Annotated in this window: 12 protein-coding genes; 5 read left to right on the forward strand and 7 right to left on the reverse strand. The window is 57.2% G+C overall.

Annotation, left to right across the window (positions count from 1 at the left end; all coding sequences use genetic code 11):
• The 7 genes from DBR30_RS05915 to DBR30_RS05945 all read right to left on the reverse strand — a co-directional run.
• Positions 1 to 3,778, reverse strand: a 3,778-nt coding sequence (locus tag DBR30_RS05915; RefSeq protein ID WP_258224303.1) for an NAD-glutamate dehydrogenase, incomplete at its 3' end; no start/stop codon positions are given.
• A 278-nt stretch (positions 3,779 to 4,056) separates the two neighbouring features.
• On the reverse strand, positions 4,057 to 4,278 hold the full coding sequence (locus tag DBR30_RS05920; protein WP_005351919.1) for a DUF2835 family protein: 222 nt from the start codon (positions 4,276 to 4,278) through the stop codon (positions 4,057 to 4,059).
• 70 nt (positions 4,279 to 4,348) lie between these two features.
• Complete coding sequence (pepN, locus tag DBR30_RS05925; protein WP_108541042.1) at positions 4,349 to 6,973, reverse strand: aminopeptidase N; 2,625 nt, start codon at positions 6,971 to 6,973, stop codon at positions 4,349 to 4,351.
• A 144-nt stretch (positions 6,974 to 7,117) separates the two neighbouring features.
• Entirely contained in the window at positions 7,118 to 9,130 is a 2,013-nt protein-coding gene (prc, locus tag DBR30_RS05930; RefSeq protein ID WP_108541043.1) for a carboxy terminal-processing peptidase, read from the reverse strand.
• A gap of 11 nt (positions 9,131 to 9,141) precedes the next feature.
• The gene (gene proQ, locus DBR30_RS05935; RefSeq protein ID WP_005351923.1) at positions 9,142 to 9,780 is read right to left on the reverse strand and encodes an RNA chaperone ProQ; all 639 of its coding nucleotides are present in this window, start codon (positions 9,778 to 9,780) and stop codon (positions 9,142 to 9,144) included.
• Positions 9,781 to 9,882: 102 nt separating this feature from the next.
• The gene (locus DBR30_RS05940) at positions 9,883 to 10,341 is read right to left on the reverse strand and encodes a GAF domain-containing protein (protein ID WP_088868948.1); all 459 of its coding nucleotides are present in this window, start codon (positions 10,339 to 10,341) and stop codon (positions 9,883 to 9,885) included.
• A gap of 93 nt (positions 10,342 to 10,434) precedes the next feature.
• A complete protein-coding gene (locus DBR30_RS05945; RefSeq protein ID WP_108541044.1) occupies positions 10,435 to 10,896 on the reverse strand; it encodes a hypothetical protein in 462 nt (153 codons plus the stop codon).
• A gap of 282 nt (positions 10,897 to 11,178) precedes the next feature.
• Between DBR30_RS05945 and ccoN the strand changes: the two genes are divergently transcribed.
• The 5 genes from ccoN to DBR30_RS05970 all read left to right on the forward strand — a co-directional run.
• Complete coding sequence (ccoN, locus tag DBR30_RS05950) at positions 11,179 to 12,603, forward strand: cytochrome-c oxidase, cbb3-type subunit I (protein WP_005336616.1); 1,425 nt, start codon at positions 11,179 to 11,181, stop codon at positions 12,601 to 12,603.
• 16 nt (positions 12,604 to 12,619) lie between these two features.
• Positions 12,620 to 13,234: a cytochrome-c oxidase, cbb3-type subunit II gene (gene ccoO / locus DBR30_RS05955; RefSeq protein ID WP_005336618.1), complete on the forward strand. Its 615-nt coding sequence runs from the start codon at positions 12,620 to 12,622 to the stop codon at positions 13,232 to 13,234.
• Positions 13,235 to 13,244: 10 nt separating this feature from the next.
• Positions 13,245 to 13,424, forward strand: a complete 180-nt coding sequence (locus tag DBR30_RS05960; protein WP_005336620.1) for a CcoQ/FixQ family Cbb3-type cytochrome c oxidase assembly chaperone — start codon at positions 13,245 to 13,247, stop codon at positions 13,422 to 13,424.
• The gene (gene ccoP, locus DBR30_RS05965; RefSeq protein ID WP_005336622.1) at positions 13,424 to 14,407 is read left to right on the forward strand and encodes a cytochrome-c oxidase, cbb3-type subunit III; all 984 of its coding nucleotides are present in this window, start codon (positions 13,424 to 13,426) and stop codon (positions 14,405 to 14,407) included. Before DBR30_RS05960 ends, ccoP begins: the two co-directional genes overlap by 1 nt.
• A gap of 140 nt (positions 14,408 to 14,547) precedes the next feature.
• Positions 14,548 to 14,874: FixH family protein (locus DBR30_RS05970; RefSeq protein ID WP_108588237.1), on the forward strand; the 327-nt coding region annotated here is incomplete at its 3' end.

Raw genomic sequence — 14,874 nt, forward strand, 5'->3', positions numbered from 1 at the left:
GGAACTCGAGCGCACGATCGAGCTTGCCTTCCCGCTCCAGCCCCTGAATAAAGCGCTGTTGCTCTTTCAGTTGTTCAGAGCCGCGGAAGCTGGTGACCGAGATAGACTGGGACTGGCGATAGGCGTTGGTGATCACGATCTGCGCCACGTCGTCGGTCATCTCATACAGCATCTGGTTACGCTGCTTGAGGGTCAGATCTCCTGCCGCCACCAATTGGTTCAGCAGGATCTTGATGTTCACCTCGTTATCGGAGCAATCCACCCCGCCCACGTTGTCGGTAAAATCGGTATTGATGCGACCGCCCTGACTGGCGTACTCCACCCGACCGAGCTGGGTGAAGCCGAGGTTACCCCCCTCGCCCACGATGCGGGCCCGCAAATCGCGACCATTGACCCGCAATGCGTCATTGCTGCGATCGCCAACTTCCCCATCGCTCTCGCGAGCGCTCTTCACGTAGGTGCCGATGCCGCCGTTCCACAGCAGGTCGACATTGAGGCAAAGCAGCGCCTTGATCAGCTCGTTCGGCGCCATACTGGCCTTGTCGGTACCGAGCAGGGTCTGGATCTCGGGGCTGAGCTTGATGGACTTGGCCGAGCGCAGGAAGATACCGCCCCCTTGTGATATCAGCTCGCGGTTGTAGTCATCCCAGCTGGAGCCCGGCAAATCGAACAGGCGCTGGCGCTCGACAAAGCTCTTGGCCGCATCCGGAGTGGGGTCAACGAAGATGTGCATGTGGTTGAACGCGCCCACCAGCCGGGTGTGCTCGGAGAGCAGCATGCCGTTGCCGAACACGTCGCCGGCCATGTCCCCAATCCCCACGCAAGTGAAGTCGGTGGTCTGGCAGTTGACGCCAATTTCACGAAAATGCCGCTTGACCGACTCCCAGGCACCGCGGGCGGTGATGCCCATCTTCTTGTGGTCATAACCGACCGAGCCGCCGGAAGCGAAGGCATCGCCGAGCCAGTGACCGTATTCAAGGCTGATCTCGTTGGCGATGTCGGAGAAGGTGGCAGTCCCCTTGTCGGCAGCGACCACCAGGTAGTAATCATCCTCGTCGTGACGCACCACGGATTTGGGCGGGATCACCTCGCCGCCGATGATGTTGTCAGTCACATCGAGCAGGCCGCGGATAAAGAGGCGATAACAGGCCTTGCCCTCCTCCTGGATGACGGCACGGGGCGCCCCCACCGGCATCTGTTTGCAGTAGAAACCGCCCTTAGCCCCCACCGGCACAATGACGGTGTTCTTCACCTGCTGGGCTTTCACCAGACCCAGCACTTCGGTGCGGAAGTCCTCTTTGCGATCGGACCAGCGCAGGCCGCCACGGGCGACCTTGCCCCAGCGTAGATGCACCCCTTCCACCCGTGGCGAATAGACGAAGATCTCGAACTTCGGCAGCGGCAGCGGCATGTCGGTAATGCTGGACGGCGCCAGTTTGAAGGAGATGTAGGGCTTGATGTTGCCCGCCTTGTCCAGCTGGTAGTAGTTGGTGCGCAGGGTAGCGTCGATCATCTCCACATAGCGGCGAATGATGCGATCGTCATCCAGGTTGGCGACCTGATCCAGCTTGGCGGCAAGCTCCTCGTGCAGCTTGGCGGATGCCTTGGCATCTTGCGATGGCACCTTGGCGTCCTGCTTGCCGGCCGGATCCAGGCGCTGTTCGAACAGGGTGAAAAGCAGCTGGGCGATATCGGGATAACGGGTCAGAGTCTCTTCGATATAGGACTGGCTGAAGGAGACGCCAGTCTGGCGCATGTATTTGGCGTAAGCGCGCAGCACCGACACCTGGCGGCCGGTGAGACCCGCCCCCAATACCAGACGGTTGAAGCCATCATCTTCCAACTGCTTGTTCCAGATGGCGGCAAACGCCTGCTGGAAGCGCTGTTGGCTCTGGGCCAGATCAAAGGGCTGCTCGCCGTGCAACAACATGGAGAAGTCGAGGATCCAGAACAGATCGCCCCCTGGAGTGCGTACCTGATACGGGGTCTCGCCGATCACCCGCAGTCCCATGTTCTCCAGCATCGGCAACACATCGGAGAGGTGGATGGGTTCGGTGCGATGGAACAGCTTGAGCCGTACCCGACGATCGTTCTCCTCCTCCTGTGCGCGGTAGAACAGCATGCCCAGCGGCTCGGCTTCGCTCAGGTTATCGAGCGCCATGATGTCGGCCACGGCAGAGCCAGGCAGCACATCTTCCTTGTAAGCGCGAGGGAATGCAGTGCTGAAACGGCGGCGCAGCTCGTTGCCACGAGCCTCGCCATAATGGGAAAGCAACACGGAGTCGAGTCTGTCGTCCCAACTGCGGGCCGCTTCAATCAGGTTGTTCTGTACTTCGTTCACATCCACATCCACGTTGTTGTTGTTGACCCGCACTATGTAGTGGGTCCGCGCCAGCACGCCTTCGGTGAAGTAGACGTTGAACTCCACCTCTTCATTGCTGCCAAAATATTTCTGCAAAATTTGCTGGGTCTTGATCCGCAGCGCCGTGTTGTAGCGCTCCTTGGTGACATAGACCATGCAGGAGAAGAAGCGACCATAGACATCGCGTCGCACGAACAGCCGCAGCATGTCCCGCTCCTGCATCTCCAGCACCCCAAGACCGGTGGCCAACAGCTCCTCTTCGCGGGCCTGGATCAGCTCGTCACGGGGATAGGTTTCCAATACGTTGAGCAGCGCCTTGTAGGCGTGGGAGCCCTTCTCGTGACCGGAGGCGGCCATGATGCGCTCGAGACGATGGCTGATGAGCGGGATCTGGGTCGCGCTGGTGTTGTAGATGGAAGAGGCGTAGAGGCCGATGAAGCGATCTTCCCCGATCACCTTGCCATGCTCGTCAAAGCGCTTGATGCCGATGTAATCCACATAAGCCGGACGGTGCACCCGGGACTTGCTGTTGGATTTGGTGAGGATCAGCAGGTCAGAACTCAGGGCTGCGTGGCGGGCGCTGGCCGGCATATTGCCAAGGCGCTGGCCCACCTCCTTGATGGAATTCTTCATCAGCCCCAGGCTGGAGCTCGCCTGCGGCAGGATCTCGTGATCCCCCTCCACCGCCTTGACGTCGTAACGACGATAGCCCATCAGGGTAAAGTTGTGGGCAGCTACCCATTTGAGGAAAGCAACGCAGGAGGCCACCTCCTCCTTGCTGACCGGGTGCTTGCGCTTGGGCAGTTCGTCGATGATCTCATTGAGCTTGGCCAGCATCGGCTGCCAGTCGCCCACTGCCAGCGCCACTTCACCGGCCACCGAGTTGAGCTCGGTAGCCAGCGCTTCCATCTGCTCCTCGCTGGTGAGGTGATCGATCTCGATAAGGAATGCTGTTTCAACCGAGGTCTGCCCGTCGGTGTTGTCGAGTTCCAGAATGGCGTCAATCTTGCCATCCGCACCACGAATGAGGTGCAGCGGTTGGTGCAGCATCATGTGGGCGGTGATATTGAGCCGTTTGAGCGCCATCCGGATGGAGTCCACCAGGAAGGGCGAGTCCTGTAGGATCACCTCGACGATGGTATGGGGCGATTGCCAGCCGTGACGGGTCAGCTCGGGATTGTAGACCCGGATGTAGGGCTCGGTACCGCTGCGCTGATTGAGGGCATTCCACAGGCTCAGGGCCGCGCCGTAGAGATCGCTGTCATTGCGATCGTGCAGATCGGAGCTCGCCATGTTGCCGTAGAACTTGGCAACGAAGCGCTCGACCAGAGAGGCACTGTTTTTGGGCAACTTCTGATGGATCAGGCTGAGAACGTTTTCGAGCAGAACTGAGGTAGGGGCGTCTTTCAATGCCATTTTTATATTCCTTATCGGACGACATTAACCACCGACGCAGAGGCAACCACCCTGGTTACCCGCTGGTGCAGAGTTGTTGCGAAGTGTAATGGCTTGGATAAGGGAAGGCGAGGAAAGGTGCTAACGAGATGTTAAAAACAAGGTGCAGATCACGGCTTAAACTGTGAGAAATTTTGCAAATAACCAAAAATACAGAAATTCCCACTACCTTTGTGCCAGTTTACCGGATAGATAGTGACGCAAAGCAGATAAACAGTCGGTAATCTGTTCATTTTTTGTTAATTTATGCGTTCGAGACTGATAAAGCGGTAATCATCCTGGGTTTTCAGCCGAAAATAGCCATGCACACCATTGATGGCGACAAAGGGCCGTATTTTTTCTATGCCAAGTTCCAGGGTCAATCCCTGTTCGCTGCGCACCACCAGCCGTCTGGCATGGCCCTGATACATCAGCATCACCTCATCGCTATTCAATGAGAGCCGAAAAGTAAACTGCTTCACGCTTGCTCCTGATCACACGGCAAATCATACAATGGAGGCAGGAGCGTTAACGCCCCTGCCCCGTCGACACTTACTGCTGCAGCGCCTTGCTGACCTTCTCGAACAGATCCCGTGCCAAGCCCTCAAGGTTGGCAAGACGGGTCAGCTCGGCGCGGATCAGGGCCTTGCGCGCCTCATCCAGTCGCTTGAACTGGATAAGCGGGGTAATGAGGCGGGAGGCCACCTGCGGATTGACCTCGTTGAGCTCGATCAGCAGATCGGTCAGGAAGCGGTAACCGCTGCCATCCACCGCATGGAACTGCACCTGATTGCTCATTGCGAAGCTGCCGATCAGCGCCCGCAGACGGTTCGGATTGCGAATGCTGAAAGTGGGGTGACTCATTGCCTGTTTCACTTCGCTCAGTACATCGGCAGCCGGCTTGCTGCCAATCAGCCGCAGCCAGTTGTCCAGCACCAGTCCATCTTTGGCCCACTTGCCTTCAAAATCGGCCAGCAGCGCGGCACGGCATGGCAGCAGATAGCCGTTGGCCACCAGCAACGCCGCCAGGGTGTCGGTCATGTTGTCGGCAGTTGCATACTGCTCGCGCACCAGCGCATCGGCATGCTCAGAGTCCAGCGCAGCCAGATAGCCGAGCACCACCCCTTTGAGGGCTCGCTTGGCCATGTCGGCGTGCACCACCTGATAACCGTTCAGCCGCAGGCTCTGATAGGTAGCCGCCAAGCGTGCGCCAAAGGCCTCGGCAAGACGGGTGTGGATAGCGTCGCGCACCTGATGGATGGCATCGATATCGGCCACCTCGAACAGCTCGGCCAGGGTCGCTTCACCGGGCAGCGCCAGGATCTCCGCCTTGAGGGCCAAATCGAGATCGCTGTCGTCAAGAATGGCGACGAAGGCGGCCAGCAGGGTTTGGGAGAGTTCAACCCCCTGCCCCTGCTGTACCCGCGCAACCCCTTCGATGACTGCCTTGTTGATCAGCATCTGGGCCGCATCCCAGCGGGCAAACTCGTTGCGAGCAAAGCGCATCAGGAAGGCGAGCGCTTCGTCGCTGTAGTCATAGTGCAGCTTGACCGGCGCGGAGAAGTCCCGAAGCAGAGAAGGAACCGGCTTGACCGGCACCTGATCGAATTCGAAGGTCTGCTCCGCTTCCAGCACATCGAGCACGTTGCCGATGGCCTTGCCCTGATACTGCAGCGCAATGACGGCACCCTGCTCGTCATAGATCTCGATATCGAGGGGAATGTGCAGCGGCAGCTTCTGCGGTTGATCCTGAGTCGGCGGGGTGTGCTGGCTCACATGCAGACGGTAAACGCCGCTGGCGGCATCGTACTCGTCAGTCACGGTCAGCTCGGGGGTGCCGGACTGGCTGTACCAGCGACGGAAACGGCCAAGATCCACACCGGAAGCATCCTCCATCGCCTGCACGAAGTCATCGCAGGTGGCGGCCGAGCCGTCGTGGCGCTCGAAGTAGAGACGCATACCGGCCTGGAAGGCATCTTCACCCAGCAGGGTGTGCATCATGCGGATCACTTCCGACCCCTTCTCATAAACGGTCAGGGTGTAGAAGTTGTTCATTTCGATCACCACATCCGGGCGGATCGGGTGCGCCATGGGGCCGGCATCTTCGGCAAACTGCGGACCACGGACGGTACGCACGTTGTTAATGCGGTTGACGCCACGGGAGCCCAGATCGGAGGAGAACTCTTGATCCCGGAATACCGTCAGCCCCTCTTTCAGGCTGAGCTGGAACCAGTCACGGCAGGTGACGCGGTTGCCGGTCCAGTTGTGGAAATATTCGTGACCGATCACCCGTTCAATACCGTGGTAGTCGCTGTCGGTGGCGGTGGCCGGATTGGCCAGCACGAATTTGGAGTTGAAGATGTTGAGTCCCTTGTTCTCCATGGCGCCCATGTTGAAGAAGTCCACCGCGACGATCATGTAGATGTCGAGATCATACTCGAGGCCGAAACGCTGTTCGTCCCAGCGCATGGAGTTGATGAGGCTCTCCATGGCAAAACCGGCTCTGTCCAGGTTGCCCTTGTCGACGAAGATCTCGAGGGCCACCTTGCGGCCGCTCTTGGTGGTGTAGTGGCTGTGCTCCACATCGAAATCACCGGCCACCAGCGCAAACAGGTAGCTCGGTTTGGGGAATGGATCCTGCCACTGCACGAAGTGACGGCCGCCATCCAGATCACCGCTGTCGACCTTGTTGCCGTTGGAGAGCAGGAAGGGGAACTGGGCTTTGTCGGCGGTAATGCGGGTGCTGTAACGCGCCAGAATGTCGGGGCGGTCCAGATAATAGGTGATGCGCCGGAACCCTTCCGCTTCACACTGGGTGCAGTAGGCATCGCCAGACTTGTAAAGCCCTTCCAGCGCGGTGTTGGCAGCCGGATCCAGCAGGGTGACGATGGTCAGTACACATTCGGCCGGCAGGTTGAACAGAGTCAGGCTGTTCTCGCCTTGCTCGTAGTGGTCACAGGGAATGCCATCGATGGCAACGCTCTTGAGGGTCAGCTGCTCACCATCGAGGATAAGCGGCGCATTGTGTTCGCCGTTGCGGCGAATGCGGGTGATGGCGGTGACCTGGGTCAGCGGCTCCTGCAGTTGGAAATCGAGGTCGATGGTGTCGATCCAGTAGAGCGGCGCCTGATAATCCTGGCGATATTTGGCCGTCATGGCCTGGGAGTGATCGGTCATTATTGTCTGCTTCCACGCTTGTTAAAGGCGAGAAAGAGGCTGTCACAACCAACTGGCGGGGTCAAACAATTTGCATTACGTCAGATACGCCAGATAAAAAGAAAGGGCGACCGCAGTCGCCCTTGTGCATTGGAGGTCGCCTTGTCAGCTGCGCTTGCTGACCTTGGCCAGATCCGCCGTGATATTAGCCGCTTCGATGAGATACTCATCGGGCGCTTCAAAATCAGCGGGCAGTTCATCCAGACTCTTCACCGCCGGCTTGCCAAGACGTGCCAGACGCTCGTTGGTACGTTTGAGCGCTTTCTCATCCTGTTTCGCCTGCTCTGCAACACGCTCCGCCTCGTTGAGGGAGACCGACTTCTTGTCTTTCTCCTCCTTGTAGTCGGCGATGTCCTGCATCACATAGGCAAACTCGGGATCCTTGGCGATCCGGGCATCGTGCGCCGCCTGCAACTTGGGCAGTACGCTGGCGAAGTTGCCGAGTTTCTCGTAGTTGGCGGAGGCAATCTTGTCCCACGGCAACGCATTGAACTCACGGCTTTCGCCCGTCTCTTCCGGAGCAACCGGTGTCGGGAAGCTGATATCCGGCGCAACCCCCTTGTTCTGGGTGCTGCCACCGTCGATCCGGTAGAACTTGGCGATGGTGTACTGCACGTGACCCAGCGGCTGCTCGTAGAAGTCATAGACCTTGGCGAGGCTGCGATGCTGCTGCACCGTCCCCTTGCCGAACGAGTTTTCACCCAGGATCAGGGCGCGGCCATAATCCTGCATGGCGGCAGCGAAGATCTCGGAGGCCGAGGCACTGTAGCGGTCGATCATCACCGACATGGGGCCGCCGTAGTAGACGTTGCCATCGTCATCGCCATTGACCGTGATACGGCCCATATGATCACGAATTTGCACCACGGGACCGCTGGCAAAGAAGAGGCCGCTCAGGGCGGAAGCTTCGGTCAAGGCGCCGCCGCCGTTACCGCGCAGATCGATGATCAGACCATCGATCTTCTGCTTGTTCAGGCTGGAGAGTTCCTTGATCACGTCGTCGTGCAGATTGACGTAGAAACTCGGGATCTCGATGACGCCTATCTTCTTGCCTTCGGCGTTAATCACCTTGGACTTGGCAGCGCGGTCTTCAAGGCGCACCTTGTCGCGGGTCAGCTCGATCTGCTCGGTCTTGGCGGTTGCGCCCTTGCCGCGCTGGATCTCCAGCTTGACCTTGCTTCCCTTGGGCCCCTTGATGAGCTCGACCACGTCATCAAGACGCCAGCCGATCACATCGACAATCTTGCCATCTTCCTGCCCTACCCCGGTGATCTTGTCATCGGGTTTGAGATGGTTGGATTTGGCAGCCGGGCCACCAGGCACCAGAGAACGGATGACGGTAAAGTCATCTTCCGCCTGCAACACGGCACCAATCCCCTCCAGCGAGAGGTTCATCTCGGTGTTGAAACGATCGGCACTGCGCGGTGAGAGGTAACTGGTGTGCGGTTCGATGGCGCGAGCGAAGGAGTTCATGAAGAGCTGGAAGACATCCTCGCTCTCGGTCTGGGACATCCGCTTGATGGCGTTGTTGTAACGCTTGCCAAGCAGCTCCTTGATCTCGGGCCACTCCTTGCCGCTGAGCTTTAGGCTCAGGGCATCGAACTTGACCCGCTGACGCCACAGCTCGTTGAGCTCTGCTTCATCTTTGGGCCAAGCCGCCCCTTCCCGATCAAACACATAGTTGTCGGTCTGGGTAAAATCGAAAGGAGTATCAAGCAGTTTGAGGGCGTATTCGAACCGCTCATAACGCCGCTGCTGACTCAGGTTGAACATCTCGTAGGCGGGAGCCAGACGGCCTCTTTCGAGGTCGGTGTCAAAACCGTTACGGTACTTTTCAAAACGGCTGATATCAGAGGCCAAAAACAGGTTGCGGCTGTAGTCCAGATTCTCCAGATATTTATCGAAAATCACGGAGGAAAAGGCATCGTCCAGCTTGAACTGTTTGTAGTGCGAGCGGGTAAACAGATTGGTAATTCGCTTGCTGGCCGTAGCATGTTGGCTCTCTTGAGCCAACACAGGCAAATCACTCTCCTTGAGCACCGGCTCGATGGCCTGTGCAAGCCCGGCAAGCGCCAGGCTACAGGCAACGAGGGAAAAACGAATTACGCCATGCTTCAACGTTTGTCTCCTTAGAGAACCAAGTGCTCTGATTTGACCCGCACCATCATGCCGGTCTGCAGTTGGACCTGTACATCGTCCTTGGTTACTTCCTTGATGGTTGCCGGAACCGGGAATTTACCCATAACGACGCGCACATCCTGGCCCACTTTCAGCGTAGCGGCATCCACTTTAACCAGCGGAGCGTCAGCGACCGGTGCCTTGGCGGCAGCTTTCGGCTTGGCAGCTACATCAGCTTTCTCGGTTTTGCGCACAGCAGGACGACGGGGCTTCTTGGCCTTCTCATCCTTCTCTTTGGTATTGGTACGACGGCTGGCGAATACGCGCTCTTTGCTCTCTTTCAGAGCTTGCTTGGCGTGCTCGATGTGCTCTTCGGTCAGCAGCTCGCCCGGGTTGCCATCCAGATCAACGCGAGCCTGGCCAGCTTTGAGACCGTGCAGGTAGCGCCAGCTGGAGGTGTATTGACGCAGTGCGGAACGCAGCATGGTCTTGGAGACTCTGGCATCGTCAGCAAGACGCTCGGCCAAATCCTGGAAGATGCCAATCTTGAGCGGCTTGGCCTCTCCTTCAGCAACGAAGCAGGCCGGGAATTTCTCGACCAGGTAGGCAACGATCTCTTTACTGTTCTTCAGCTTCTCAGTGTTTTCCATGTATAACCTTGGCTTTCATATAAACGCACGGGCACGTCCCGAGCACAACAAAGGCCCCATTATAGAGAGCTTGGGGCCTTTTGCGAACCATCTAGCAATGACTTAGAGCATGCTTTCCAAAATTTGCACCGTTTCTTCGAGGCCAATCCGGTCTTGCTGGTCGAAACGGTTAAAAATCGGACTGTCGATATCGAGCACCCCGATGATCTCGCCACCACGGCGCACCGGGATCACGATTTCCGAGTTGCTCGCGCCATCACAAGCGATGTGACCGTCGAACTGGTGGACATCGTCAATGAGCTGGGTTTTCCCCTCTGCCACTGCCGTACCACACACCCCGCGGCCGACCGGGATCCGTACGCAAGCCGGTTTGCCCTGAAATGGCCCCAATACCAGGGTCTCGCCCTGCAACAGATAAAAACCGACCCAGTTGATCTCCTCCAGCTCCTGATTAAGCAGTGCGGAGAGGTTGGCCAGATTGGCAATCAGATCGGTTTCCCCCTCCAGCAGCGCCTTGGCCTGCTGGTTGAGGGTGCGATAAAACGGTTGTTTTTCAATCATGATTAAATGAACTTCACTCCCTGATGGTTTGGGGAAGGTAACGCCTGGCCGGGAAATTTCAAATATTTTTTCCACTCCCCACCTCTTGCGCCGTTATTCCCGGGTAACGGAAAGCGCCAATTGCTGGCGTTGACCATTACTCCACTCGATATTTAACAACCAGATCATGACGGGTGATGTACAGCTCCCCACCTGTGTCACCCCCTGCCACTGTCCGTCTATTTGTTCAAAGCTCACCGGAATGGTGCCCATAAACATATCTTTGCCTTCGAGTGTCGCTTTCACCGGTTTGATGGCCGGATCGCCGCCGGTAATAGCGATGGCAAAGTCATGTTCAGCGCGCAGCGGTAATTCCTTGATGGCGACCGTCAGTGGCTTGTCACCAATCAGCGCGCTGCAAGGGGTGTGGGAAAGATCACAAATCTGATCTTTTTTCTGGTCAGCAGAGACGCTGTTATCGGCCGAAAACCAGGTGCGATAGGCCATCAGCGCCAATAACAGCGCCAATACCAGTACGAGGTGCAAAACTTTACGTGCGGTAAGTCTCTCTTTCATCAAAAACAGCCCGATTAAGATGCAATTAAAATAGTTTTTTGTGATCTCGAACAAGGTAAAAAAACTGCCATATCGAGACCGGACGGAGCCAAATATATCACTGTTTATACTGTTATTTTACCTGTCACTTCAGTATCATTCCCATGCAGTTTTCATTTAGCCATCTTTTGCTTTTCCTTTCGTTAACAGATGTTAACAACTGGTCGGCGGTGGCTGATGAAGCCAGTCCGGTCCTCCGGATACAAAACCAAACAACAGCAGCATCGGAAGCGGAATATAACGATGAGCCATACAACTAACCATCCTGAGTACAACTACACCGTTGTTCGCCAGTTTACCGTCATGACGATTGTCTGGGGAATTGTCGGCATGTCGGTTGGCGTACTGATCGCAGCCCAGTTGATCTGGCCTGCCCTCAACTTCGAGACCCCGTGGCTGACTTACAGTCGTCTGCGGCCCCTCCATACCAACGCAGTGATCTTCGCCTTCGGCGTCAGTGCACTGATGGCCACCTCGTTTTACGTGGTGCAGCGCACCTGTCAAACCAGACTGTTTGGTGGCCCGCTGGCAACCTTCGTCTTCTGGGGCTGGCAAGCAATCATCCTCTCTGCCGCCATCTCTCTGCCGCTGGGTTACACCTCCGCCAAAGAGTATGCCGAGCTGGAGTGGCCGATTGATATCGCCATCACTGTGGTATGGGTCGCCTATGCCATCGTCTTCTTCGGCACCCTGATGAAGCGCACCACCTCCCACATCTATGTGGCCAACTGGTTCTTCGGCGCCTTCATCATCACCGTTGCGGTGCTGCACATTGTCAACAACATGGAAGTGCCGCTCTCCGGCATGAAGTCCTACTCCATGTACTCCGGCGCCATGGACGCCATGGTGCAGTGGTGGTATGGCCACAACGCGGTAGGCTTCCTGCTGACCGCTGGCTTCCTGGGGATGATGTACTACTTCGTGCCCAAGCAGGCCGGTCGCCCGGTTTACTCCTATCGCCTCTCCATCGTCCACTTCTGGGCGCTGATCTCCCTCTATATCTGGGCCGGTCCGCACCACCTGCACTACACCGCACTGCCTGACTGGGCTCAGTCACTGGGCATGGTGATGTCCCTGATCCTGTTCGTCCCCTCATGGGGCGGTATGATCAACGGCATCATGACCCTCTCCGGTGCCTGGCACAAACTGCGTTATGACCCCATCCTGCGCTTCCTGATCGTTTCTTTGTCTTTCTACGGCATGTCGACCTTCGAAGGCCCGATGATGGCGATCAAAACCGTCAACGCCCTCTCCCACTACACCGACTGGACCGTCGGTCACGTGCACTCCGGTGCGCTGGGCTGGGTTGCCATGGTCTCCATCGGTGCTGTCTATCACCTGATCCCGAACTTGTTCGGCCAGGGCCGGATGTACAGCGTCAAGCTGATCAACGTTCACTTCTGGCTGGCGACCGTGGGCACCGTGCTCTACATCGTTGCCATGTGGATTTCCGGCGTGATGCAGGGCCTGATGTGGCGTGCAGTCAACGAAGACGGCACCCTGACCTACAGCTTCGTTGAAGCGTTGCAGGCATCCTATCCCTTCTATTTCGTGCGCTTCCTGGGTGGCTGCTTCTTCGTCACCGGCATGTTGCTGATGGCTTACAACGCCTATCGCACCATCACTGCGCCCAAAGGTTCTCTGGAACCTGTCGCCCAGCCAGCATGATTGAAGAGGTCAACCCATGAGCAACAATAACCGTCACGAAATATTTGAAAAAAGCGTTCCCATGCTGGTGGTCGGCATCATCTTCGCCATCAGTCTGGGGGGCCTGGTTGAAATCACTCCGCTGTTCTTCCAAAAGCAAACCACCGAGCCGGTGGAGGGCCTCAAGCCCTACACCGCTCTGCAGATGGAAGGACGCGACATCTTCATTCGCGAAGGCTGCACCAACTGCCACAGCCAGATGATCCGTCCGTTCCGTGCCGAAACCGAGCGTTACGGTCACTACTCGGTCGCCGGTGAGAGCGTCTGGGAGCACCCCTTCCTGTGGGGCTCCAAGCGTACTGGTCCGGACTTGGCCCGTGTCGGTGGCCGCTACTCCGACGAGTGGCACAAGGTTCACCTGATCAACCCGCGCGATGTGGTACCGGAATCCAACATGCCCGCCTACCCCTGGCTTGATACCAATGTGCTGACCGGTGAGATGACGGCCAAGAAGCTGGCGCTGTTCCGCGATCACTTCGGTGTGCCCTATACCGACGCTGATATTCAGGGTGCTGGCGAAGCCGTCAAGGGCAAAACCGAGCTGGATGCGCTGGTGGCCTATCTGCAATCACTGGGTCATGCCCTGAAATAAGGAGGCGAAAATGGACTACGGCACATTTCGCGGTCTGTATACCCTGCTGTTGATGGCCATCATGATTGGCATCATCGTCTGGGCCTACAGCAAACGCCGCAAGACCTCTTTCGACGAGGCTGCCAATCTGGTTTTTGCCGATGATGAGCAACCCGGTGCTGATAAAAAGAACGCAGGAGCGAAACAATAATGAGCACTCTGTTTAGCATTTTTGTGACTGTCATCAGTCTGGGAACCATCCTCGGCTGCTTCTTGCTGCTGATGTGGTGCCGCAAGGACAAGATGGGTGTTGAAGAAGGCAAATCGATGGGTCACTCCTTCGATGGCATCGAGGAGATCAACAACCCGCTGCCGAAGTGGTGGACTTACATGTTCCTCTTCTTCATCGTTACCGGTCTGGTCTATCTGGTCGCCTTCCCGGGGCTTGGCAACTTCAAAGGCCTGTTGGGCTGGCAAAGTTCCAACCAGGACGTGCGCTCGCTGGCCGAGTCCAAGGCAGCAACCGAATCGGCCAAGGCCGAAGGTCGCGCGGTGGAGTATGACCGAGAGGTCGCCAAGGCTGACGAGATCTACGGCGCCAAGTTCCGTGAACTCACCTATGAAGCGGACGGCAAAACCTATCGTGCCATCACCGAGATCGCCAAGGATCCGGAAGCCCTGAAAGTGGGTCAGCGTCTGTTCCTGCAGAACTGCTCCCAGTGCCACGGCTCCGATGCCCGTGGTGGCCGCGGCTTCCCGAACCTGACCGACAGCGAATGGCAATGGGGCGGCCAACCTGATCAAATCAAGACCACCATCATGGGCGGTCGTCAGGGGATCATGGCGGCCTGGGGTGAAATCCTCGGCAAAGATGGCGTTCAGGAAGTTGCCTCCTATGTGCTGAGCCTCTCCGGTCGCAAGGTCGACCTGGTCGAAGCGAAGAAAGGTGAAGCACGCTTTGCCATCTGCGCAGCCTGCCACGGGGCCGATGCCAAGGGCGGTATCGCCGTCGGTGCGCCAGATCTGACCAACAACACCTGGCTCTACGGTGGCTCCCGCGAAGTGGTGGTGCAAACCATCACCCACGGTCGTCACGGCGTGATGCCAGCCTGGAAAGACATTCTGGGTGAGGACAAGGTTCACCTGCTAGCCTCCTACGTTTACAGCCTGTCTCATCAACAGTCTGCCAAATAAGGTTCGCCCGTAACGTTGTAACATGTGATAAACACGTGATTACACAGCAAAAAGCCTCGACTCCTCGAGGCTTTTTGTTATCTTGTGTTGCGTAAAAACCATCTTCCACGTTAATCATTCGTTTCATGGCAGTAGCAATCATGACCCAACCTCTATCCAAACCGTGGTATCGCCAATTCTGGCCCTGGTTTATCATCGCCCTCCCCACTGCCGCCGTTGTCGGCAGTATCGCCACCGCCATCATCGCCAGCAAGGATGGGGTCAATCTGGTGGCCGAGGACTATTACAAACAAGGGAAAGAGATCAATCAGGACTTGAGCAAGTTTGACCGCTCCGAAGCGCTCAATATCCGCTTTGGACTGGAGGTTGACGGCAACGAGATGACCCTCAAACCCATCAGCGGTGACATTCCTGCCGGGCAAGCTCTCTATCTCTCATTGTTCCACCCGACCTTGGCCGGTCAGGAC

The sequence above is a fragment of the Aeromonas sp. HMWF017 genome, assembly GCF_003061465.1.
Taxonomy (GTDB): domain Bacteria; phylum Pseudomonadota; class Gammaproteobacteria; order Enterobacterales; family Aeromonadaceae; genus Aeromonas; species Aeromonas veronii.